Genomic DNA, 22573 nt, shown 5'->3' on the forward strand with positions numbered 1-22573 from the left:
ATGATGACGGGGACTTCTAAGTACTGAGTGACGCAGAAAACAACCAGAGTAGCGTAACCTCTAATACCAGTTATTTGCTGCAAAAAAACTGCGGCATATAACTGCGGTTTTTAACCAGCGTTAACAATGCTCATCTGTTTGAGCTACGCAATTTACCTAGAGCCACACCCACGCTTTTATACGCAGGGCGCGTTAGCCGTGAGAAAGGCGTATTGGATCTACCTGAAGTATTCCAGTGGGTCAGGAAAGTGATTCCCAATATACGTATTCGAGTAGCAGGCAATGGACCCGCACTCAAGAAACTACGTCGCCAATTACCTGAAGCTGAATACTTAGGCTGGATAGGTGAAGGCGCAATGAAGGAGGCTTATTTACAAGCCGATATGCTACTCTTACCTTCTCGCTTTGATACCTTTGGTTGTGTGGTACTTGAGGCCTTGGCAACAGGTTTACCGGTTGCTGCCTATCGAAGCAAAGGGCCTGCCGATATCATTGAACATGAGCAACAGGGCTACTTATCTGATTCACCCACTGAAATGGCGTCGCATGTGGTGAAATATTTAACCACATCGGAGATCGAGCAAAAGCGTATGCAACGCTTAGCTCAGGATAGACTGCAAGCCTATCAAGCCAAGGATATTTTACATAAACTGCTTGTTACCACGGGCATAGATAAAGAAACTGATAATCCTGAGATACAATTAAATCATGTCGGATAATGGATTAAATACACAAGAGTCGAGATCGATCACAGAAATATTTAGAACCTTCTTATTACTTGGGCTAACGTCCTTCGGTGGCCCAGTGGCACATTTAGGTTTCTTTCAGACCACCTTTGTTGAACAGAAGCGTTGGCTAAGCTCAAGCGCATATGCTGAATTGGTCGCTTTATGTCAATTTATTCCGGGTCCTGCGAGTAGCCAAGTAGGCTTTGCGATAGGGTTACACCGAGCCGGTCTAGGAGGAGCCATTGCTGCATGGGTCGGCTTCACCCTGCCCTCTGCGATGCTGATGTGGCTGTTAGGTGTCTCATTATTTCACCTCGACCTATCCAGTTACCAAGGTGTATTACAAGGGCTCAAGATAACAGCTGTTGCCGTCGTTGCATGGGCATTGTGGGGCATGGCTAAGAGCTTAACACCTGACCTGCCTAGACGAGGGATCGCAGTCTTAGGAGCATTTATTGCGCTGTTTGTACCCGGAGTTTTTGGTCAGTTGGGTGCTCTTTGTTGTGGTGCATTACTCGCACTGATATTACTTACACCGAAACAACCCAATACACAGGTTGATGGCCTGAATATTCATCTATCAAAATCGATCGCATGGACCGCGGGGCTTCTTTTTATTGCTGGACTTATACTGCTTCCAGTCATTGCGATCTCTTCTGGCCACAGTTTTTGGTTATTAAGTGATTCGATGTATCGTGCAGGGTCATTAGTGTTTGGTGGCGGCCATGTAGTCTTACCCTTGTTACATGCCGAAACCGTTAACCAACAACTGATTACTGCCGATAATTTTCTAGCAGGTTATGGTGCTGCTCAAGCCATGCCTGGCCCATTGTTTAGCTTCTCTGCCTTTATTGGCGCTCAAGCCAGTGGAAGCCTAGGCGCCTTGATTGCATTAATCAGTATCTTTTTACCGGGTTGCTTACTGTTATTAACGATTCTGCCAATCTGGCAAGCCGTTCGTACCAATCCACGATTACAACAACTTTTACTGGGTGTGAATGCAGCCGTTGTGGGTCTCTTAGCAGCCGCTCTTTATAACCCAGTCATTACCGCCGGTATTCGCGATTGGAAAGATGCATTATTAGCTTGTGTCTTACTCGGGTTACTGGCCAGTGGTCGAGTGCCCGTGTTGCTGTTAGTGCCTATGGGCGCTATCGCGGGTTGGTTATTTTTATAGATATAAGCTAGTTAATGAAGCTTGCCATAAAAGAAATTAAATCGTGTCATGACAATAGGTAAGGTTTTTTTGAACGATAAACAGTTTGAACCTTCAAAGTAATGACAAAGCACTCAATTCGTTGGTTTAGTTTAATAGTTTTCAGAGACGCTCATGAAATTTCTTAAGTCGCTTTTTTTAACCTTGATAATCTCTGTATTGAGCCTTCCAGCATTTGCATTTCAGTCGATTGCGCCTTCGGCAGAAGAACTAAAAGAGATGGATGTGTTGCTAATCGACATTCGCGAACCCTTTGAATGGGCTGAAACGGGCATAGTGGAAGGTGCGATTCCGATCACAGCCTCACGCAATTTTCTTCAAGACTTGGCACCTTACTTGGATGATCGTCCCGTCGCACTGATTTGCCGAACAGGCAACCGCACGACACAGCTGGCACGCATGCTTGAGCCTCACCTTGCACAGGACGTTATTAATATTGAAGGTGGGATCTTTCGACTGATATCGGAAGGCTATCAACCTGTTCCCTGTGATGCCTGTTAAATGGCTCGTGCGTTAATCATCAACAAAGCACACGATTATTAGTCGTGTATGTTTGATGCACTCAAACTCAAAACCGCCTCAAAATTAGATACAATGGTATCTAAAATATACACTATTTAGCTATAATAGATATTATTGTATCTAAGGAAGCTTGATGAAATATTTACTACTGGCCGAGAATGATGTGCAAAAGGCTTTTGCAGATTATCTGCGTCACAAACGGGAAGAAGCTAAACTTTCACGTGAAGGATTAGCCAAGAAAAGCACAGTGCCTGCAGCCACCATCAAAAAATTTGAGTCGACCGGGCAAATTTCTTTTCGGCAGCTTCTGTTACTTTGGCAAACCCTTGACGACTTAAAGCGTCTTTATGCGTTGACGAAATTAGAGTCAGAGCGGTTCAAGCAGCCAACAACCATCGAAGAGGTGCTAAAGGATGGCCTTTAAACCGGTGCAAAAACTGGTGGTATCTCGCAGGCTTTCATCGGGTAAAACGATTGTGGTTGGCGTACTGGCGCAAAACACTCAAGGCGTTTTTTTTCAGTATGATCAAGAATATCTAGCAAACTTTGAAAATCTGTCACCTTTTGCTATCCAATTTGATGCATCCTTGCAACCAGCGCCCAAGTCTCCTCATGGAGGACTTCATGGAGTGTTCGCTGACGCATTGCCAGACGGTTGGGGATTATTACTGCAAGATCGTGTTTTTCGCCAGCACGAAATTTTACCTGCTACGGTTACCGCAATGGACCGACTGGCTTTTGTAGGTAACTCAGGAATGGGGGCTCTATCTTTTAGCCCAACTTCGGAATATCTTCATGAATATGATCAAGACACTAGCATCGATAAGTTAGGACTCAATGCTCAAGCTATCTTTGATGGTCAAACTGAAGATGTTTTAGCAGAACTCGTGGCTGCCGGAAGCTCTGGTGGAGCTAGACCTAAAGCACTTATCTACATTGATGGTGAAAACCATAAGCTATGCCACACTAGAGCAAAATCGAATGATGAAGCCTGGTTGGTTAAATTTACCTCTAGAAATTTACCACTGGGTCATGAAGAAGGCTTTTGCGAAGCCGTTTATTTAACCTTGGCAGATTTGGCAGAACTTAATCCACCTAAATGGCAATTACTCGATGCCCCAAAAGCTTCAGGTGCTGAAAAATGGCTGGCACTGAAGCGTTTTGAATATATCAACCACCCTGACGGATCATCTGGCAGGCTTCATTTACACAGTGCGTGCGGTCTTCTGGATGCCGATTTTCGTTCACCCAGTTTAGATTATGACGATCTTATTAAAGCCAGCAGAATACTATGCCAATCACCCGCGGTAGGCCAATTACAATTCAAAAGAGCTATTTTTAACCTGTTGGTTTGCAATCATGATGATCACAGTAAAAACTGGGCATTTTTGCAAAACGATAAGGGTCAATGGCAACCGGCGCCCTTTTACGACGTCACCTTTAGTCCTCACCCTTTTGGTGAACACGCGACATCCTATGCTGGATATGGCAAACAACCACCCCTCAAGGCATTGCAAAAGCTGGCAAGCTCTGCAGGCTTTTCTCACTGGAAAAGCGCCGTACATGTGATTGAGGAACTGATTGATGTGGTATCAGCGTTCAGTAATGTTGCTAAAGAATTAGGGGTCAAACGAGAAACAACTCGATTAATCAACAAGCAATTAGCCACTAGTTGTCATAACGTCAAAAACATAATACGGTGACTGCTCCCCGCCCTGTCGAGGGTTTACACGGATTTTTGCTAAGTTAATTGGAAGTTAGCTTTTTTGAACGCCATCTTCTTTGCTATGGCGAACTCTGATGATGACGATACGATCGGAGACTTCTCTTCGGTATCGAATAATGTACTCACCAGATCCGAAGGGTAATACTAAATCCCTAAAGTCGGTTAGATTGACAACTGGAATGCCCGCTTCTGGATTTTTTTGCAGTATGCGAACACCTTCAATGATACGTTCCGCCGCGCGTTGTGCAGCACGAGGATTTTCAGATTTTATAAAATTGCGCAGGCGATCTAAATCTTTAACGGCTGCTGGCAACCAGATTATTTCGCTGGGCATGATTTCTCCAGATCACTGCCCCATGACTCTAGCCAGTCAGTCACGGCATCGTTACTGACGCTTTCGCCGGTTTCTTGATATTCCTCCCAGCGCGCTATTGCGATTTCATTTTCTCGCTGGACTTTTTCTTCTTCCTCAATATAACGACTTAATGCTTCTTTGGCTAAAAAGCTTTTAGAGCGTTGTGTTTTCGCAGCTAACGCATTTAAACGACGTTCGAGTTGTTCATCTAATCGGACACCTAACATATGCTCACCTATTCTAGGTTAAACTGTGTTTAACAATGTTAACACTATAGCGCTTTGTTTGGATCTTTCGCAAAAGTTTTGCAAAGTTAGTATTTGTTGAAATGAATTAGATTACTCAAAAAACATGCAAAGAATGAGCTTTCAGACTGAGCGAGACGGCCATCCCCTCATGCAGTTGCTGGCGCTCAACATAATGTAAGGGAATGAAAAAGCTTAAGGGAAGCTCAGGTGCATGATTAGGAGTCACTCTGACACTCGTATGAGGCCCCATGACAACCAGCTCAGTTAGTGTTCCAGCAACTGGATTTTCGCTATCACCCGGAACAGGTCGATCTGGACGTTGGAGTAGGATACTCTGTGGTGGCGCTATCCAGCTAACCTGTTGACCCAGTTCATAGGATGTTGACTGAGCAATGCGAATAGAACAGCCATCCCAATCCAGCAGTAACGAATCCTGTTCAACCTCCATCACCCTGCCGGTAAAGATATTCTGCAACCCCAGTAGTCTTGCCACATCAGGGCTAACAGGACGCTGCATCAACTCCCTAGGCGATGCCACTTGTAATAATTCACCATGATGCAACACGCAGATGCGATCTGCCAACTGCATGGCTTCATCTAAATCATGGGTCACAAGCAAAATAGGAATGTCGATCTGTTTGCGCAGTCGTGCCAGTTCCCTTCTTAAGCGGAAACGGGTGACTTGATCAACGGCCGAAAAAGGTTCATCTAATAAGAGTAGATCCGGCTCAGAAGCCAATGCACGGGCTAAGGCAACGCGTTGACGCTGTCCTCCCGACAACTGGTGAGGTAAGCGATTTTCTAACCCGGCTAAATTGACTCTTTCCATCATTGCCAAAGCTTTGGTCTGCCGGTCTGATTTCGGTAGGTGTGTCATCGCCAAAAGCAAATTATCTAAGGCATTCAAATGGGGAAAGAGAGCGTATTGCTGAAACACCATACCGACGCGACGTTGCTCGGGTTTAAGGCAAATCTGCTGTTGGCTGTTTAGCCAAAAGCGGCCCTGGCAACGCACATAGCCTTCAAGTTCATTATAAAGACCCGCCAAGCTGCGTAATAATGTCGTTTTACCACTGCCAGACGGACCGATCAACGCAAGAATTTCTCCTGAAGCGCAATGTAGATCTATCTCTAACGGAATCTGACCTGTTGAGCGAAGGCTCGCTTCCAGACCCAAAAGCGTTTGATCACTCATCTTTGCCCCTTGTCAGCAAAGCGCTGCGTTTTCCATTGCACCAGTAACAAGCTGACAAAGGCAAGGACTAATAACAATAATGACATTTGACCGGCAGCCGTCATGTTTAATGCCTGAACTTCGTCATAAATAGCAATCGAGAGTGTTCGTGTTTCACCCTCTAAATTACCACCCACCATCAACACAACGCCAAACTCTCCCAGCGTATGGGTAAAGGTCAGTAAAAAGGCACTCAGCAAACCCGGCCAAGCCAAGGGAAGTTCAACTTTCCATAAGGCTTGCCAAAAATTTAAACCGCAAACTCTGGCTGCATCCCTAACATCCGAATCGATAGCGGCGAAGCTATTCTGCACTGGCTGTATAGCAAAGGGTAAATTTGCAATGAGTGAAACAATCAATAACCCCTCGAAGGTAAACGCCAAAGGACGACCGGTTAACCAAAACCAACCTGAACCTAACAGTGCGTCAGGCGCAATCGCAACCAGAAAGTAGTAACCCAAAACGGTGGGCGGTAATACTAATGGCAGAAAGATAAGACTTTGAATCACCGGACGAAATGGAAGTTGCCTAACCGCCAGCGCGCGTCCAACAAAAATCCCGATGGGAAACAGAAAAAAACTGGTCCAGAAGGCTAACTCCAAAGATACTTTTAAGGCTTGCCAATCCATTACTCTAACGCACCAAATCCATGATGAATGAAAATTTGTTTTGCCTTAGGCGTTTGGATAAATTGATAAAAGTCCTGTGCTATCTGTCCAGCTCCTTTAATTAATGCCGCTCGCTGAACCAGTGGCGGATACTCTGACGTTGGAATCAACCAAGAATATCCCTGTAAGTCATCACGATTTTTCAATAATGACCATGCCACAATGCCTGTTTCTGCAGAGCCAGACAGGACAAACTGAACCGCTTGACCGACATTTTCACCCTGTACCAAAAAACCACGAACGCGATCTGATTGATCTAGGTTAGATAGCCACCCCTCTGCAGCGATGCCAAAGGGGGCATGACGGGGATTAGCAATCGCTATTTTGCTATGTTCTCCTCGCACAGTTAACCAGGCATTCAGTGCATCACGGGCAGTCGTCGCCTCCAAGGGTTGTCGACTATAGAAGGCTAACTGACCTAAGGCGTAATCATAGGGTTTAGCGTCAATCCAACCGGAAGACTCTAAACGATCAACATTGACAACATCGGCAGAAAGGAACAACTCGAAAGGTGCCCCCCGTTGAATTTGACTCGCAATGACACCGGAAGAACCGAACGTCAGACTCAAATCTGCATCAGGAAAGTCTGTTAAAAATACCTCAGCGATCTCACTAAGTGCTAACTGAAGGCTAGAAGCAGCGGCTATTCTGGTGGTGGCAGACGCATGTACACTCATACCCAATAGCAATAACCCGAGCGTGACCCAATAAACCCAACCAAACGATCGCTTTGCAGCCATGACATAACATCCTATGAATGTATTCAGTAGGATTATGACTCATTTAGGTTAGGAAATGCTCCCCGCTATTTTCGATTTTTAATGATCAGATCAAAGCTGAGCTTCGGCTCTACCAGGTGGCAGCGCTAACGAAATTAAAACAGCAAGCAGCACCATCACACTGGAGACCCACAAACAAGCCTCTAGCCCCCAAGTCATATAGATCCAGCCGGAAAGAAGCGTGCCTATTAACCGACCCATCGCATTGGCCATGTAATAAAAGCCCACATCTAACGAGACACCGTCACCGCGTGCAAAGCTGACAATCAAATAACTATGTAAGGATGAGTTAACGGCAAATACCACACCAAAACAGAGTAATCCAACCACGATCACACTGCTGGCAGGCCATGCTTGAGTCAGCCCCACGGCGATCAGAACGGGGAAGAAGGCTAATAATCCCCCCCAAATGACGACTTCTTTGCGCCCCGGAATGCGGCCGCTACGTTTGCCGGTAAAATAAGGTGCAATCGACTGCACAATGCCATATCCAATTATCCAACTGGCCATAAAGAAGCCGACCTGCCAGAAATCCCAACCGAGTACTTCTTTCAAAAACACCGGCAGTGCAATCACAAACCAGACGTCACGGGAAGCAAATAAAAACATCCGAGCAGCGGCTAGCACATTAATCGCGCGGCTTTTGGAAAACACATCGGTGAATTTAGGCTTATTTTTCATTTTACCTAAGTCCTGTTTTAGCAGGATCATCGATAAAATCCACACCAACGCCAGCATCACGGCCATAGCTAACACGGCACCGGTAAATCCAAGCCAAGTTAACAAGACGGCTCCCATAAAGAAGCCAACACCTTTTAAGGCATTTTTAGATCCAGTGAGAATCGCAACCCATTTATACAGTGTGCCTTGGGCATTTTCCGGTACCAGCATTTTGATTGAGCTTTTAGCACTCATTTTATTCAGGTCTTTAGCGATACCCGACAGTGCCTGCGCCACCATCACCCAGACCACGGTCAGCCATTCATTGGGTACCGTTAACATGAGTAAGGCAAACACCTGTAAACCCAAACCCACATTCATGATGCGATTTAAGCCTAAGCGAGCACCTAACCATCCGCCGACGAGATTGGTGACCACACCAAAAATCTCATAGAAGATAAACAGAAAAGCGATCTGCAGAGGGCTGTATCCCAATTGATTAAAATACAGCACCACCAACATGCGTAATGCACCATCGGTCAGTGTAAAAGCCCAGTAATTTCCGGTAACAACCAGATACTGTTTAACCCCTGCAGAAAGCCCGGCTAACATTGTCTTTACTCTTGATCCATCACCGCTAATTTACGACCCAGTTCCGCCATTCTTAGCGCATAACCCCATTCGTTGTCATACCACGCGTATATTTTGACATGGGTGCCATTCACCACCATGGTGGAAAGCGCATCGATGATGCTGGAACGCGAGTCGCCACGATAATCGACCGACACCAATGGACGCTCTTCGTATCCAAGAATACCCTTTAGCTCGCCTTCAGCAGCTGCTTTTAAGTAAGCATTTACTTCTTCTGCAGTGGTTGCTTTTTCAACTTCAAAGACACAGTCAGTCAAGGATGCATTGGCTAAAGGCACACGCACCGCATGACCGTTAATGCGCCCAGCTAATTCTGGAAAGATTTCAATAATGGCTTTAGCTGAACCGGTGGTGGTTGGAATCAAGCTAGTACCACAAGAACGGGCACGACGCAGATCTTTATGGGGAGCATCCAGTATGGTTTGTGTATTGGTTAAATCATGGATGGTGGTCATGCTCGCGTGGCGAATGCCAAGATTTTCAAGAATGACTTTCACTACTGGCGCTAAACAGTTTGTTGTACAAGAAGCAGCCGTCACGATGGGATGGAGTGCTGGATCATACAGATGATCATTCACACCCATCACCACATTTAATACACCCGCTTCTTTCACCGGTGCTGACACCACCACGCGTTTAACACCCTGATCCAGATAGGTTTGAAGCAGCGCTTTGGTTTTCATTTTACCTGAGCATTCAAATACCAGGTCACAGTCAGACCAATCGTTGGCTTCGATGGTTTTTTCTTGGGTGACCTGAATGCGTGTGCCATCGATGATCATCACACCGTCTTCCGCTGATGCTTCACGATCCCATCGGCCATGAACCGAATCAAAGTTCAGTAGATGCGCCAAGCTTTCTGCGCCAGCGGCTGGATCATTAATCTTCACAAACTCAAATTCTGGCCAACCCCACGCAGCGCGAAGCGCCAAACGTCCCATGCGGCCAAAACCGTTGATACCTACTTTAATTGTCATTGCTTCACCTTTTTATTGATATATGGAAAAAATATACAGTAAACAAATCAGATGACATGTTGAGAACACATGTCATCTTTTGTCATTTCGGCTGTCGCGCAAGCCATTCGACTTTTACCTACGCCACCTTTTCCGTAAACAAAACCAATTTAGGTAAGTGATCAAACATTTTATTGACTCACCGTTGCTGGAAAATGATGTCTTGTTTTATTCGCGATACGAACAAGGGCTAACATCAGCGGCACTTCAACCAATACGCCGACAACCGTAGCCAATGCCGCACCAGACTGAAGACCAAATAAGGCTATTGCTACTGCAACGGCAAGTTCGAAGAAATTACTCGCTCCGATCATGCCCGCAGGCGCGGCTACGTTGTGAGGCACCCGCCAAGCCTTACACCAGCCATAAGCGATAAAAAAGACCAAAAAAGTTTGAATGATTAATGGAATCGCAATCAACAGAATATGCAGCGGATTAGCGATGATGACATCACCCTGAAATGCGAATAACAGTACCAAAGTGATAATCAAACCAATTGGCGTAACCGGAGCCAATCGCTTCAAAAACACATTATTAAACCACTCAATACCATAACGCTGAATGACCCATCGGCGTGCCAAATAGCCTGCACCTAAAGGAATCACGATATAGAGTACAACCGATAGAATCACCGTATCCCAAGGCACTTGAATGTTGGATATCCCCAGTAAGAACACAACGATGGGAGCAAAAGCAAACAGCATAATCAGATCATTGATAGCTACCTGCACCAGCGTATAGGCAGCATCGCCACGAGTCAGGTAACTCCACACAAACACCATCGCTGTACAGGGTGCCGCTCCCAATAAAATAGCACCCGCAAGGTATTCACGAGCCATGTCTTCTGGAATGAGTGGCTTAAAAACCACCATCAGGAAAAACCACGCTATCGCGAACATCGTAAAAGGCTTAATCAGCCAATTGACGGATGTGGTAATAATTAATCCTTTAGGTTGTCGACGGACACCGGCGATGGAGCTGAAATCGATCTGCAGCATCATCGGAAAAATCATGGCCCAGATAAGGATTGCAACGGGAACAGAAACCTGAGCATATTCAAAGCGTGATAAGGTTTCAGGAATAGCGGGTACAAATTGACCAATCAAAATTCCCACAACGATCGCCAAAGCAACCCACACCGTTAAGTAACGCTCAAATAACCCCATACCTTCCGTTGTGCTAGGCACATCATCTTTATCATGAGTGTTCATATAGAAACTCCAGTTATGCGTAAAAAAGGGCTATCAAGTTGTTGTACCCACCTTAGCTTGACCACACTTCATCTCTATCTCGTTTAGATCACGTGTCAGTGGGGCACAAACCTCTGGATGACCGTCACAGCAATCCTGAGCAAGAAACTGAATGATGGCGCGCATCTGATCTAAGTTCACGCGATAAACGATTGATCGACTTTGTCGTTGAGAAACCACTAAGCCTGCTTGTGAAAGCAAAGATAAATGGGCGGATAAGGTGTTATGCGGCACCTTGAGCTGTCTAGCAATCTCGCCAGCCGGCAATCCATCCGGTTCGGATTGAACTAACAAACGAAATGCTTTCAAGCGAGTTTCTTGAGAAAGTGCGGCAAAAGTATTTAAAGCATCTTTTATTTCCATACTTCCAAGAATATGGACATATATGAGTTTTGTCAAATGACAAGTATATTGATAAGCAACCACTTTCTTAGGTTAAAAAATAACCTTTAAAACTAAGCGACACGGCTATCCCCTCATGCAGTTGCTGGTGCTCCACATAAGGCAAGGTAAAAGGCTTACGGGGAGTTCAGCTTCGTGGTTCGGGCTTCAAGCAGATCCGCTGCTGGCTTAATCCAAAAAACCAGCAATCTCTTCAGCGCTTGCCACTTTCCCTTCAATCACAATGTCATCATCTATGGCTAATGCGGGCGTTCTCAGAATACCTGCATCTATGATGGCATTGGTATCGATTACTTTAACTAATTCATAACTCACACCCTTAACGAGGGCAGCTTGTTCAGCATTTTCGGCTAGCTGAATACATTTTTTACAACCTTTGCCGTAAATAGTTAATTTCATATTTAAGCTCCTAAATAATTGTTTTTATTAAAATACATTACCGTAAAAAAACCCTGTTATCGTTGCCATCACCACAACAAGTGCGCAATAGACCAAGGTTTTTTCAGTACCCAAAATGGTTCTAATCACCAGCATATTGGGCAAAGAGAGCGCTGGACCTGCCAGTAATAATGCCAATGCAGGACCCTTACCCATTCCAGCGCCCAGTAATGCTTCCACAATGGGTACTTCAGTCAGGGTGGAGAAATACATTAATGCACCCAATAGTGAAGCCAATATTGTTGACGTTAGAGTGTTATCACCCACCGCAGCCACCACCCATTCTGAAGGAATAATACCCTCATGCCCGGGACGACCCAGTGCAAACCCTGCAACAAATACACCGGCTAATAACAAAGGCGTGATCTGTTTAACGAAATCCCAACTTTGTATTGCCCACTCTCTATCTTGATCTCTTAGTGATGAGATTAACATCAAGCCGCCAATACCTATGACAAAAGGTAACTCGGGTGTTACCGGCACAATAATCGCGAAAAGCACTATCACACAGGTGAGTATTAGTAATGGCAGAACAGGCCACTGCCATTTCAATATCAGTAATACAGCTAAAGCCAGCGACAACAGACTGGTTATATGCCATTTCCATGCATAAATCTGCATCCAGAATTCACTGTCAGCGGCGGCCCAGTTAGCAAACACGAGAATACCGACCATTAAACCGAAGAAAAGCGCCACGATTGCCATGGACTTCTCACTGTCACCACCGGTAAAGCCACGCTTATTGGTGATGGATCGCAGTGCCTCTTCTTTGCGGTAGATAACGTGCATGATAGTGCCAATGACTAGGGCAAAAACAATGGCTCCCATTGCACGGGCGATACCAATTTCTGCACCCAATACTTTAGCGGTGACGACCACAGCCATCACATTAATGGCAGGGCCTGAATATAGAAAAGCGATGGCAGCGCCTAAACCTGCACCGCGTTTATAGATACCACCAAAAAGCGGTAAAACAGTACAAGAACAAACAGCAAGCAGTGTTCCTGATACCGAAGCAACGCTAAAAGCAACAGGTTTGGATGCATCGGGACCTAGATAGCGCATTACCGCGCCTTGGCTTAAATAGGTTGCCATCGCGCCAGCAATCAGAAATGCAGGTAGCAAACATAAGATCACATGTTCGCGTGCATACCAATTGGTAAGCCTAAAAGCTTCTAATATCGCATTATCAAAGCGCTCGGTTCCTGCCGGTAGAAAATAGATCAATAAAAACACGGCGATCATGAAGGCTAGCACTTTACCCTCTTTAGGATTTGCTCGATAAAGCGCTAATAGCTGTGCATACACGATTTCTCTCCTAAACGCGGATCCTTGATATCGTTAGTTTCAGTATAGTTGACGAAAGTCTGGCGAAAAGAATGTTCACGTTTTAAAAAAAATTCTAGCTGTCACACGTTCGTCACATTTCATCCTTATAGTCAGTCTCGTGAATTAAAAACACCTAAGTCTTAAATTGACGGAGTGAACACGATGAAGATGCAAAAAGTATTTCAGGCAGCTGCGCTAGCCAGCGCTATCGCTGTAAGCAGCTATGCTGTGGCTGATGTCGATCCTAACCTGCCTGAGTACACCGCGGTATCCGGCGTGTCTGGCAACCTTTCTAGTATTGGTTCAGATACACTGAACAACCTGATGGCACTATGGGCTGAAGAATTTAACCGCTTCTATCCAAACGTAAACATCCAAGTTCAAGGTGCTGGTTCTTCTACTGCGCCACCAGCCTTGACTGAAGGTACTGCAACTCTAGCGCCTATGAGCCGTGGTATGCGTCAGTCTGAGATCCAAGCGTTCGAAGAGCGTCACGGTTATGCGCCATACGAGCTTCCAGTTGCTGTTGATATGCTGGCAGTCTATGTTAACAAAGATAACCCAATTGAAGGTTTGAGCATCCCACAAGTAGATGCAATCTTCTCTGCAACTCGTCGTTGCGGCCATGACAGTGATATCACTCGTTGGGGTCAACTGGGTATGACAGGTGCTTGGGAAAACCGTGATTTTGCACTTTACAGCCGTAACGCTGTATCTGGAACTTATGGTTTCTTCAAAGACAACGCACTTTGCGGTGGTGACTTCAAGTCTAGCATCAATGAACAGCCAGGTTCTTCTTCTGTAGTTCAAGGTGTCAGCGAGTCCATCAATGGTATCGGTTACTCTGGTATCGGCTACCGTACTTCTGGTGTCCGCGTTGTTCCTTTAACACAAGAACACGGTGGTGAGTTCTTTGAAGCGACTGCAGAAAATGCGGCATCAGGTGATTACCCACTGGCTCGTTTCCTCTACATCTACATCAACAAAAATCCAAACGAAGATCTGGACCCACAGACTCGCGAATTCGTGAAAATGCTTTACTCTAAGCAAGGTCAAGAAGTCGTGTTCCGTGATGGATATGTTCCACTGTCAGAAGCTGTTGCTGCACGTGTTCGTGCTGACTTAGGCATCGACTAATACGATCCGGTTGGATAAAGAGAGGCCCTTGCGGCCTCTTTTTTATTGGGTAATAACAGGGATGCTAGCACTGCAGTCATTTCTAATAAAAAAAGCCTCCGTAACATTAATGTCACATACCTGCATTATTCTAGCCAGCATCATTATTTTCGATTCTACAAGAGCGATTTCCCATGAATGATACGGTAACCCCGGCGGTTCCGCCCTCAATACGCAGTCGGTCTTTACTGCCCGATACTGAAGCTAGGCAGAAGTTACGCCGAAAACGTGCTCGTCGTGATAAAACCTCTCGTTGGGGTATCACTATTGCAGGTTATGGTGTTGTGTTTGCCTTGGCAATGATCTTCATCTATCTGTTTTATGAAGTGATGCCAATCCTTAAAGGTGCAACGGTAACACCTCAAGCCACTTACAACCTACCGGTTCAAGATGCTGGTTTACAACGCTTTTTAATTGAGCGTTATGAAGAGCTTGGCATTCAATATACTGATGATGGACGCGTCACGTTTTTTGACGCTGATAACGGTGAAATTCGCAGCCAATTTGAGTTACCCATTCCTGAAGAGACTGAAATCACCAGTTTTGCTCATACTGAAGCCATTGGCGCTGTAACCGCACAGGGTTTAAGTAATGGGCAAGCCATTATTAGCAGGCACGCGTTTGATTTAAGCTTCCCTGTTGATCGACGGGTCATTACCCCGAAAATGGAATTCCCATTTGGTGAAGAACCTATCACGGTTGATCCTGCAGGGATGGCGTTAGAGCATTTGGCGATCGAAACAGTGACTCGAGGTAGAGGGGGCTCTTTAATGGCCGCTATCACTGCTGATAATCGTCTGATATTGACGCACCTAGAAACACGCAGCAATATGATGACTGGTGAAACTACTGTTGCCACTCGCCATGCAGAAATAGACACAGTGCCAGAACAGCCAGTAAAAATGCTGTTGGATAAGGCCTTAAGAAGCCTATTTATTGCCGATCAGTCTGGGTTTATTTACTACTACGATGTTTCTGATCTTAATAATCCACGTTTAGTGGATCGTTACGATGCGGGTCAAGGAAGCGCGATTACAGCAATCGACTTCTTGGTCGGAACAGTATCTTTGATCATTGGTACAGAATCAGGTGAACTCAGTCAATGGTTTTTGGTTCGTGATGAGCAGAACATAAATTCCTTAGTAAGGATCCGTGATTTTAAAGCACACGGTGCTGCCATTACCAACATTGCCCCTGAATATACGCGTAAAGGTTTCCTCGCAGTCGATGCTGCAGGTCATCTAGGTGTTCATTACGGAACGTCTGCTCGCACTCTTTTCTTGGAGCAAAAAGCAAATACCGCACTAATCGGTGTTGCCATTTCACAGGTTAACAATCGTATTCTGTTATTAGACGCGAATAATCAGATACAAGCAGCAGGGTTGTGGAATAGACACCCACAACTATCCTTCTCTGCTTTGTGGAATAAAGTGTGGTATGAAGGTCGTGCGAACCCTGAATATATTTGGCAGTCATCTTCAGCATCTGATGAGTTTGAATCGAAATTCAGCTTGGTACCTCTGTCTGTCGGTACATTAAAAGCGGCATTTTATGCCATGCTGTTTGCAATGCCTTTAGCGATCGCTGGTGCTATATATACCGCTTACTTCATGACACCGAAACTTCGTGGTGTGGTTAAGCCAAGCATCGAGATTATGGAAGCCTTACCGACCGTTATTCTAGGATTCTTGGCTGGTTTATGGTTAGCGCCCTTCGCAGAGGATAACTTACCTGCGGTTTTCAGCTTCTTTATTTTAATGCCAGTAATGATGCTGTTGTTTGCTTTCATCTGGACTAAGCTACCTATTCGTAAAATGATTCCAGATGGTTGGGAAGCGGCATTACTGGCACCTGTGATCTTAATTTTTGGTTATTTGTGTGTTGTTGCAAGCCCTTGGATTGAAATCTGGTTTTTCAATGGCAGTATGCGTCAGTGGTTTACTGATATCGGTATCACCTATGACCAACGTAACGCACTGATTGTCGGTATAGCGATGGGCTTTGCGGTTATTCCCACCATTTTCTCTATCGCAGAAGACGCTGTATTCACCGTCCCGAAACACCTAACCCAAGGTTCATTAGCACTGGGGGCTACACGCTGGCAAACCGTGATGGGTGTGGTTATTCCAACCGCAAGCCCAGGTATTTTCTCTGCGGTGATGATGGGCTTTGGTCGTGCAGTCGGGGAAACCATGATTGTGTTGATGGCAACGGGTAACAGCCCAGTTGTTAACTTCAACATCTTTGAAGGGATGCGTACCTTGTCGGCGAACATCGCTGTAGAACTTCCTGAAACAGCGGTGGGCTCATCGCACTTTAGGGTGTTGTTCTTAGCAGCCTTAGTGCTCTTGGCGCTGACATTCGTTGTCAACACGATTGCCGAAATCATTCGCCAGCGCTTACGTGCTCGCTACAGCAACCTGTGATGATGGGATAGAGGATTTAAAATGAAAGCATGGTTTAAAAGCGGCTCACCCTGGATCTGGTTGAACGGTGGTGCAGTAGCATTTTGTATGATCATGGTGGTTGGTCTAATAGGACTGATCGCTGTTCGTGGCTTCGGTCACTTCTGGCCCGCAGATATTGCTAAAGTGGAAATCATCGATGCCAATGGCAATCGACAAGTGGTTATGGGTGAAATCGTTCGTCCACAAACCATAACTGCCGCAGTAGCAAGAGATGGCGGTCACCATATACCAGAGGGGGTTGATCTAATAACCCGTTACCTGTTCAAACAAGGTAACCGTGATCAAACCGGTAACGATTTTGCCTGGCATTTTGAAACGGGTATGGGTGAATTCCAATATCCTAAAGATGCCTTCCAAATTGAACGCCGTGAATGGGGTAATTTTTACGGTCAACCTGTTTCGCTTTCGCGTGAAGGTAACGTGATTGCGACACCTAACGATGCGAATTTCTGGTCGCTGTTGCAAGAATCAATAAATCGTAGCTTACAAATCCATAGGGATATTCATCGTATCGAGCGTGGCGAGATAGGACGAATGAACTCTGAGATTGAACGTCTTCGTTTAGATGGTCGTCGTCTAGAGTTGTCAAATCCGACAGCTCAACAGCGTGCTGCGGAAGAGGCAAGAATTGCAGCTGAAAGAGCTCGTCTTGATGATGAATATGCGATTTTGCGGGTAGAGCTGGATGCCCTTTACCAAAGCACACGGCGCGACACCCTGCGTATGCGCATGGCTGATGATCGGGAAGTGGACCTAAGTTTGGCTGCGATTGTGCGCATTACTGCGCCGAATGCCATGTCTGTTCCTCAGAAGATGGGACAGTATGTTGAACGTTTATGGGAGTTCTTAACCACTCCACCGCGTGAAGCAAATACAGAAGGTGGTATCTTCCCTGCGATCTTTGGTACGGTGACTATGGTGTTCGTTATGTCGATCATCGTAACTCCTTTTGGTATCTTGGCAGCGATTTACCTGCGTGAATATGCACGTCAAAACCTGATGACCCGTATTATTCGTATCTCGGTGTATAACTTAGCCGGCGTTCCTTCGATAGTATACGGAGTATTTGGTTTAGGCTTCTTCGTTTACTTCTTAGGTGGCAATATCGACAGGCTCTTCTATGAAGCGGCCTTACCCACGCCAACCTTTGGAACACCTGGTTTGATTTGGGCTTCATTAACCCTTGCATTACTAACTCTGCCAATCGTTATCGTATCTACAGAGGAAGGCCTAGCACGTATTCCATCTACGATACGTCAGGGCAGTTTGGCTTTAGGTGCGACAAAGTCTGAAACACTTTGGAAGGTCATTGTTCCACTGGCAACGCCTGCGATGATGACTGGATTAATTTTAGCGATCGCACGTGCAGCAGGTGAAGTAGCACCTCTGATGCTGGTGGGCGTGGTAAAACTTGCACCCACCTTGCCTGTCGATGGGACTTTCCCATTCATACACTTGGATCGAAAGATCATGCACTTGGGCTTCCACATTTATGATGTTGGTTTCCAGAGCCCGAGTGCTGAAGCTGCAAGACCTCTGGTTTATGCGACCGCGCTAGTATTGGTCATATTGATTGTTATTCTTAACTTAACCGCAATCAATATTCGTAACCGACTACGCGAACGCTACCGCAGTGCATCTGATTAATTAGGCCTGACACCTTAGATTATTAAAGAGAGTAAATTCTGATGAATTCACAAGCTAGCGAAACAACTAATATTTCTATCTCGGCCAGTCAGGCGCGTGATAACAGTGACCGTATGCCCATGCGTATGGAAGATGAAAAAATTAAAATTCATGTTAATGATCTGAATCTTTATTATGGCAACGATCAAGCGCTGAAGGGCATCAATATGTTGATTCCTGAGAAGCGTGTGACCGCTTTTATCGGTCCATCGGGTTGTGGTAAATCAACCTTACTACGCTGCTTCAACCGCATGAACGACTTAGTTGATATTTGCCGAATTGAAGGTCAAATCCTCATGGATGGTGAAAACATCTATGATCGTAACGTTGATGTGGCTGAATTGCGTCGAAATGTAGGTATGGTTTTTCAAAAACCTAACCCTTTCCCAAAATCGATTTATGAGAACGTTGCGTATGGCTTACGTCTTCAGGGTGTCAATTCTAAGCGTGTGCTTGATGAAGTGGTTGAGCGCTCACTTCGCGCCGCAGCTTTGTGGGATGAAGTTAAAGATCGTTTAGATGATAACGCTTTTGGTATGTCAGGAGGTCAGCAGCAACGTCTGGTCATAGCGCGTGCGGTGGCCATCGAGCCAGAAGTGATTTTGTTAGACGAACCCGCTTCTGCACTCGATCCAATTTCAACGTTAAAAATTGAAGAGTTAATCAATGAGTTGAAAAACGAGTACACCATCGTCATCGTTACTCATAACATGCAACAAGCCGCCCGTGTATCTGACTACACAGCCTTTATGTATATGGGTGATCTGATCGAGTTTGGCGATACAGACACGCTGTTCACTAAGCCGGAAAAACAACAAACTGAAGACTACATCACTGGCCGATACGGTTGATTGTTACCATCAACCGACCGAACAGCCTTTAGATATCAAGGGATAAACAGATTATGGCACCCACAAACGACAGTTTTTCAAAGCATATTTCTAATCAATTCAATATTGAATTAGAGCAAATTCGTACCCAGATGCTGAGCATGGGCGGCATCGTTGAGCGTCAAGTCAGTGACTCTATCGAAGCATTGATGAACGGCAACGTTGAATTAGCTGAACAGGCACGTTTAAGCGATAAAACGGCTAACCAAATGGAAATAGATATTGATCAACAGTGCACCAAAATCATTGCGCTGCGCCAACCGGCCGCGAGTGATTTACGCCTGATTATCTCTATCAGCCGTGCTGCATCTGACTTAGAGCGTATTGGTGATGAGTCTGGACGTATCGCAAAACATGCCATTGAGATAGCAAACACTGGTATGAATACGCGCTTTGGTTATCAAGAAGTTCGTCATATCGGTACGATAGTGACCGAAATGGTGCGCGATGTGCTGAATGCCTTTTCACGAGGTGATCTTGAAATGGCCTATAAGATCGCCAAGCGTGATCGAGAAGTGGACGATGAATACCGTTCAGCGACACGCTCACTGGTCACCTATATGATGGAAGATCCTCGCTCAATTTCCGTTATTCTGAATGTGATGTGGATTTTACGTAGCTTAGAACGTATTGGTGATCATGCACGAAGCATTGCTATTCACTTGATCTATCAAGTCAGTGGTGAAGATGTTCGCCATAAGAGTCTTCGTGAAATCAAAGAAGCTATCCATGATGCTTCTCCTGATGATGAATCAGATAATTACCAAAGTGAGTGATTACTAATCCTTCATAATGCTAAACTTCGCCAGATATTTAGCTCTGGCGAGGTTTTGCGAGGTTTTGTGAGGATCCGTACACTTTATCTAGATACACTTCGACGACGACACTGGTTGTATGCTGACCGACGTCCGGCTCTGACGCCGCACTGGCGAGAATGGTTATGCCAAAGCGGTTCACTCACTCACTCTCTGATCCATGCCAGTCAAGATCAATTTACAGTCAGACTGCTTAAACTTGGTCGTGCCTATCCCAGCAAGGATGAAGCACAGGCATTAGCCATATCACCCTACAAAAAAGTGATGGTTCGAGAAGTAGAGCTGATGGGGCAAGGACAGGTGTGGATCTATGCCCGTTCGGTCGTACCCGACAGCACACTGACTCATTGCCATGCACAACTTCACCAACTCGGAAATCGATCTCTGGGTTCATTGCTATTTAGCGATCCCAAAATCAACCGTGGCAGAATACAAGTCACGCATCTGCATCAGGGGTTAGACACCTTTCCAGCAAGGCGTTCTATTTTTTATATTCAACAGCATCCGCTATTAGTCACTGAAGTCTTTTACCCGATTATGGCGGAAATAGACTTCCCCAAATATAAGCAACGCTGACATCAAGCTAACTCTGGGCGTACAATACGCACCTTAACATGAAATTTTCGTGACAAGGATACGCGTTATGTCAGCTTTGACGTCAGTAATTCATCAGAAACTACCGCTTTATATTCGTCTGATGAGAGCTGATAAACCGATCGGCACTTGGTTACTGTTATGGCCCACACTATGGGCACTGTGGATCGCATCGGAAGGTGTTCCTTCACCCTTGTTGTTGGCTATTTTTACGCTAGGCGTATTCCTAACGCGCTCGGCTGGTTGTGTCATCAATGATTATGCAGATCGCCATATCGATGGCCATGTTAAACGCACTGCGACTCGCCCCTTAGCAACCGGTCAAGTAACAGAACGTGAAGCCTTGAGCTTATTTGTAGGCTTAATGCTCTGTGCTTTTGTTCTCGTTCTCTTTACCAACGCCTTAACCATTAAGCTATCGTTTATCGGTGTTGCCCTCGCCTTTTGCTATCCCTTTATGAAGCGTTATACGCACTACCCTCAAGTCGTTTTGGGAGCAGCCTTTGGTTGGGCTATTCCAATGGCCTTTACCGCGGTGACAGGAACTCTACCCTTGATTGCGTGGTTATTGTATTTAGCTAAACTACTCTGGACTGTCGCTTACGACACGCAATATGCGATGGTTGATCGTGATGATGATTTAAAAATTGGCGTTAAATCGACCGCCATACGCTTCGGCGATGCGGATAAATTGATGGTAGGCGTATTGCAGGGTGTATCCCTTCTGCTTCTCATCATCATAGGCCAACTGCTGGAGATGAGCTTTTGGTACTATTCAGGTCTTGTGGCTGCTGTTGGTTTTTTTATATGGCAACAATATTTAATTCGTAACCGAGAGCGAGAGAAGTGCTTTCAAGCCTTTCTAAATAACCATTTGGCTGAATTGGCTGTTTTAATCGGCATTATTCTGCATTATGCCGCTTAATTTTCACTTTTTTAACAATCCGCACCATACTGTCATATTACTGTAACGAAAACGTCTTGTAATAGCGGGGTAGATAATCAAAGTTGAGGTTCATCCATGTCGGTTGCAAAACGTGTACTCATTGTTGACGATGAAGCACCTATTAGGGAAATGATTGCTGTAGCTCTAGAAATGGCAGGCTATGATTGTTTTGAAGCGCAAAATGCTCAGCAAGCGCATGCTGCCATATTAGATCATAAACCCGATATGGTTTTACTGGACTGGATGATGCCCGGTGTCAGTGGAATCGACTTTGCCAGACGCCTGCGCAAGGATGAAGTGACTGCAGATATTCCCATCATTATGCTGACGGCTAAGGCTGAAGAAGATAATAAAATTCAAGGTCTAGAAGTGGGCGTTGATGACTATATCACTAAGCCTTTTTCACCCCGTGAATTAGTTGCTAGGCTGAAAACAGTACTTCGCCGTACCACGCCTAAAGGGATAGAAGAGCCAATTACCATTGATGAGCTAACCCTGGATCCTATCTCTCATCGTGTTCTATCGGAAGATAACTCGGTAGATTTGGGGCCAACAGAGTTTCGTTTACTACAATTTTTTATGACTCACCCAGATCGTGCCTACTCGCGTAATCAGTTGCTTGATATGGTATGGGGCGGTAATGTGTATGTTGAAGAGCGTACAGTTGATGTTCATATACGACGTTTACGAAAAGCCCTCGGTGAACGACATGACTACCTGATTCAGACCGTACGTGGAACGGGATATCGTTTTTCCGCTAAAAATTAAAACGGGGT

The 22573-nt window shown here is 45.4% G+C and carries 24 protein-coding genes; 13 read left to right on the plus strand and 11 right to left on the minus strand.

What is annotated here, in order from left to right; translation table 11 throughout:
- Nucleotides 1-134: 134 nt before the first annotated feature.
- The 5 genes from F7R24_RS09010 to F7R24_RS09030 all read left to right on the plus strand — a co-directional run bounded on the left by F7R24_RS09010 (nt 135) and on the right by F7R24_RS09030 (nt 4169).
- Complete coding sequence (locus F7R24_RS09010) at nt 135-719, plus strand: glycosyltransferase (RefSeq protein ID WP_276613250.1); 585 nt, start codon at nt 135-137, stop codon at nt 717-719.
- Entirely contained in the window at nt 709-1905 is a 1197-nt protein-coding gene (chrA, locus tag F7R24_RS09015; RefSeq protein WP_151670932.1) for a chromate efflux transporter, read from the plus strand. The genes F7R24_RS09010 and chrA overlap by 11 nt, the downstream gene beginning before the upstream one ends.
- Before the next feature lie 153 nt (nt 1906-2058).
- Nucleotides 2059-2445 (plus strand): rhodanese-like domain-containing protein, encoded by a 387-nt coding sequence (locus tag F7R24_RS09020; protein WP_151670933.1) that lies wholly within the window; start codon nt 2059-2061, stop codon nt 2443-2445.
- Nucleotides 2446-2599: 154 nt separating this feature from the next.
- Entirely contained in the window at nt 2600-2890 is a 291-nt protein-coding gene (locus F7R24_RS09025) for a helix-turn-helix domain-containing protein (protein ID WP_151670934.1), read from the plus strand.
- The gene (locus F7R24_RS09030; RefSeq protein ID WP_151670935.1) at nt 2880-4169 is read left to right on the plus strand and encodes a type II toxin-antitoxin system HipA family toxin; all 1290 of its coding nucleotides are present in this window, start codon (nt 2880-2882) and stop codon (nt 4167-4169) included. The genes F7R24_RS09025 and F7R24_RS09030 overlap by 11 nt, the downstream gene beginning before the upstream one ends.
- Nucleotides 4170-4223: 54 nt before the next feature.
- On the opposite strand, the gene F7R24_RS09035 is transcribed toward F7R24_RS09030, so the two are convergent.
- From F7R24_RS09035 to F7R24_RS09085, 11 genes are all read right to left on the minus strand, one after another.
- Nucleotides 4224-4526: a type II toxin-antitoxin system RelE/ParE family toxin gene (locus tag F7R24_RS09035; RefSeq protein ID WP_151670936.1), complete on the minus strand. Its 303-nt coding sequence runs from the start codon at nt 4524-4526 to the stop codon at nt 4224-4226.
- Nucleotides 4511-4774 (minus strand): CopG family ribbon-helix-helix protein, encoded by a 264-nt coding sequence (locus F7R24_RS09040; protein ID WP_151670937.1) that lies wholly within the window; start codon nt 4772-4774, stop codon nt 4511-4513. Before F7R24_RS09040 ends, F7R24_RS09035 begins: the two co-directional genes overlap by 16 nt.
- Nucleotides 4775-4889: 115 nt before the next feature.
- Nucleotides 4890-5990, minus strand: a complete 1101-nt coding sequence (locus F7R24_RS09045) for an ABC transporter ATP-binding protein (protein ID WP_151670938.1) — start codon at nt 5988-5990, stop codon at nt 4890-4892.
- Nucleotides 5987-6658 (minus strand): molybdate ABC transporter permease subunit, encoded by a 672-nt coding sequence (modB, locus tag F7R24_RS09050; protein ID WP_151670939.1) that lies wholly within the window; start codon nt 6656-6658, stop codon nt 5987-5989. Before modB ends, F7R24_RS09045 begins: the two co-directional genes overlap by 4 nt.
- A complete protein-coding gene (gene modA / locus F7R24_RS09055) occupies nt 6658-7437 on the minus strand; it encodes a molybdate ABC transporter substrate-binding protein (protein ID WP_151670940.1) in 780 nt (259 codons plus the stop codon). The genes modB and modA overlap by 1 nt, the downstream gene beginning before the upstream one ends.
- Nucleotides 7438-7527: 90 nt before the next feature.
- Nucleotides 7528-8748, minus strand: a complete 1221-nt coding sequence (gene arsJ, locus F7R24_RS09060; protein WP_151670941.1) for an organoarsenical effux MFS transporter ArsJ — start codon at nt 8746-8748, stop codon at nt 7528-7530.
- 5 nt (nt 8749-8753) lie between these two features.
- Nucleotides 8754-9764 (minus strand): ArsJ-associated glyceraldehyde-3-phosphate dehydrogenase, encoded by a 1011-nt coding sequence (locus tag F7R24_RS09065; protein ID WP_151670942.1) that lies wholly within the window; start codon nt 9762-9764, stop codon nt 8754-8756.
- Nucleotides 9765-9934: 170 nt separating this feature from the next.
- A complete protein-coding gene (arsB, locus tag F7R24_RS09070; protein ID WP_240776064.1) occupies nt 9935-11014 on the minus strand; it encodes an ACR3 family arsenite efflux transporter in 1080 nt (359 codons plus the stop codon).
- Between the two features lie 33 nt (nt 11015-11047).
- Nucleotides 11048-11416 carry an ArsR/SmtB family transcription factor gene (locus F7R24_RS09075; protein WP_151670943.1) on the minus strand — a complete coding sequence of 123 codons (369 nt, stop codon included), beginning with the start codon at nt 11414-11416 and terminating at the stop codon, nt 11048-11050.
- Nucleotides 11417-11623: 207 nt separating this feature from the next.
- Nucleotides 11624-11854: a thioredoxin family protein gene (locus tag F7R24_RS09080; RefSeq protein ID WP_151670944.1), complete on the minus strand. Its 231-nt coding sequence runs from the start codon at nt 11852-11854 to the stop codon at nt 11624-11626.
- 27 nt (nt 11855-11881) lie between these two features.
- Nucleotides 11882-13201, minus strand: coding sequence for a permease (locus F7R24_RS09085; protein WP_240776065.1), 1320 nt, complete (start codon nt 13199-13201; stop codon nt 11882-11884).
- Between the two features lie 183 nt (nt 13202-13384).
- On the opposite strand from F7R24_RS09085, the gene F7R24_RS09090 reads away from it, so the two are divergent.
- From F7R24_RS09090 to phoB, 8 genes are all read left to right on the plus strand, one after another.
- On the plus strand, nt 13385-14359 hold the full coding sequence (locus F7R24_RS09090; RefSeq protein WP_151670945.1) for a PstS family phosphate ABC transporter substrate-binding protein: 975 nt from the start codon (nt 13385-13387) through the stop codon (nt 14357-14359).
- Between the two features lie 173 nt (nt 14360-14532).
- Nucleotides 14533-16824, plus strand: coding sequence for an ABC transporter permease subunit (locus F7R24_RS09095; protein ID WP_151670946.1), 2292 nt, complete (start codon nt 14533-14535; stop codon nt 16822-16824).
- A 21-nt stretch (nt 16825-16845) separates the two neighbouring features.
- The gene (gene pstA / locus F7R24_RS09100) at nt 16846-18513 is read left to right on the plus strand and encodes a phosphate ABC transporter permease PstA (RefSeq protein WP_151670947.1); all 1668 of its coding nucleotides are present in this window, start codon (nt 16846-16848) and stop codon (nt 18511-18513) included.
- A 41-nt stretch (nt 18514-18554) separates the two neighbouring features.
- Nucleotides 18555-19403 carry a phosphate ABC transporter ATP-binding protein PstB gene (gene pstB / locus F7R24_RS09105; protein WP_151670948.1) on the plus strand — a complete coding sequence of 283 codons (849 nt, stop codon included), beginning with the start codon at nt 18555-18557 and terminating at the stop codon, nt 19401-19403.
- Nucleotides 19404-19456: 53 nt separating this feature from the next.
- Entirely contained in the window at nt 19457-20218 is a 762-nt protein-coding gene (gene phoU / locus F7R24_RS09110) for a phosphate signaling complex protein PhoU (RefSeq protein ID WP_151670949.1), read from the plus strand.
- Nucleotides 20219-20284: 66 nt separating this feature from the next.
- Nucleotides 20285-20833: a chorismate--pyruvate lyase family protein gene (locus F7R24_RS09115; RefSeq protein ID WP_168926806.1), complete on the plus strand. Its 549-nt coding sequence runs from the start codon at nt 20285-20287 to the stop codon at nt 20831-20833.
- Nucleotides 20834-20900: 67 nt separating this feature from the next.
- Nucleotides 20901-21776: a 4-hydroxybenzoate octaprenyltransferase gene (gene ubiA, locus F7R24_RS09120; protein WP_151670951.1), complete on the plus strand. Its 876-nt coding sequence runs from the start codon at nt 20901-20903 to the stop codon at nt 21774-21776.
- A 96-nt stretch (nt 21777-21872) separates the two neighbouring features.
- On the plus strand, nt 21873-22565 hold the full coding sequence (gene phoB, locus F7R24_RS09125; RefSeq protein ID WP_151670952.1) for a phosphate regulon transcriptional regulator PhoB: 693 nt from the start codon (nt 21873-21875) through the stop codon (nt 22563-22565).
- Nucleotides 22566-22573 lie beyond the last annotated feature (8 nt).

It is taken from the genome of Nitrincola schmidtii (assembly GCF_008973715.1).
Taxonomy (GTDB): Bacteria; Pseudomonadota; Gammaproteobacteria; order Pseudomonadales; family Balneatricaceae; genus Nitrincola; species Nitrincola schmidtii.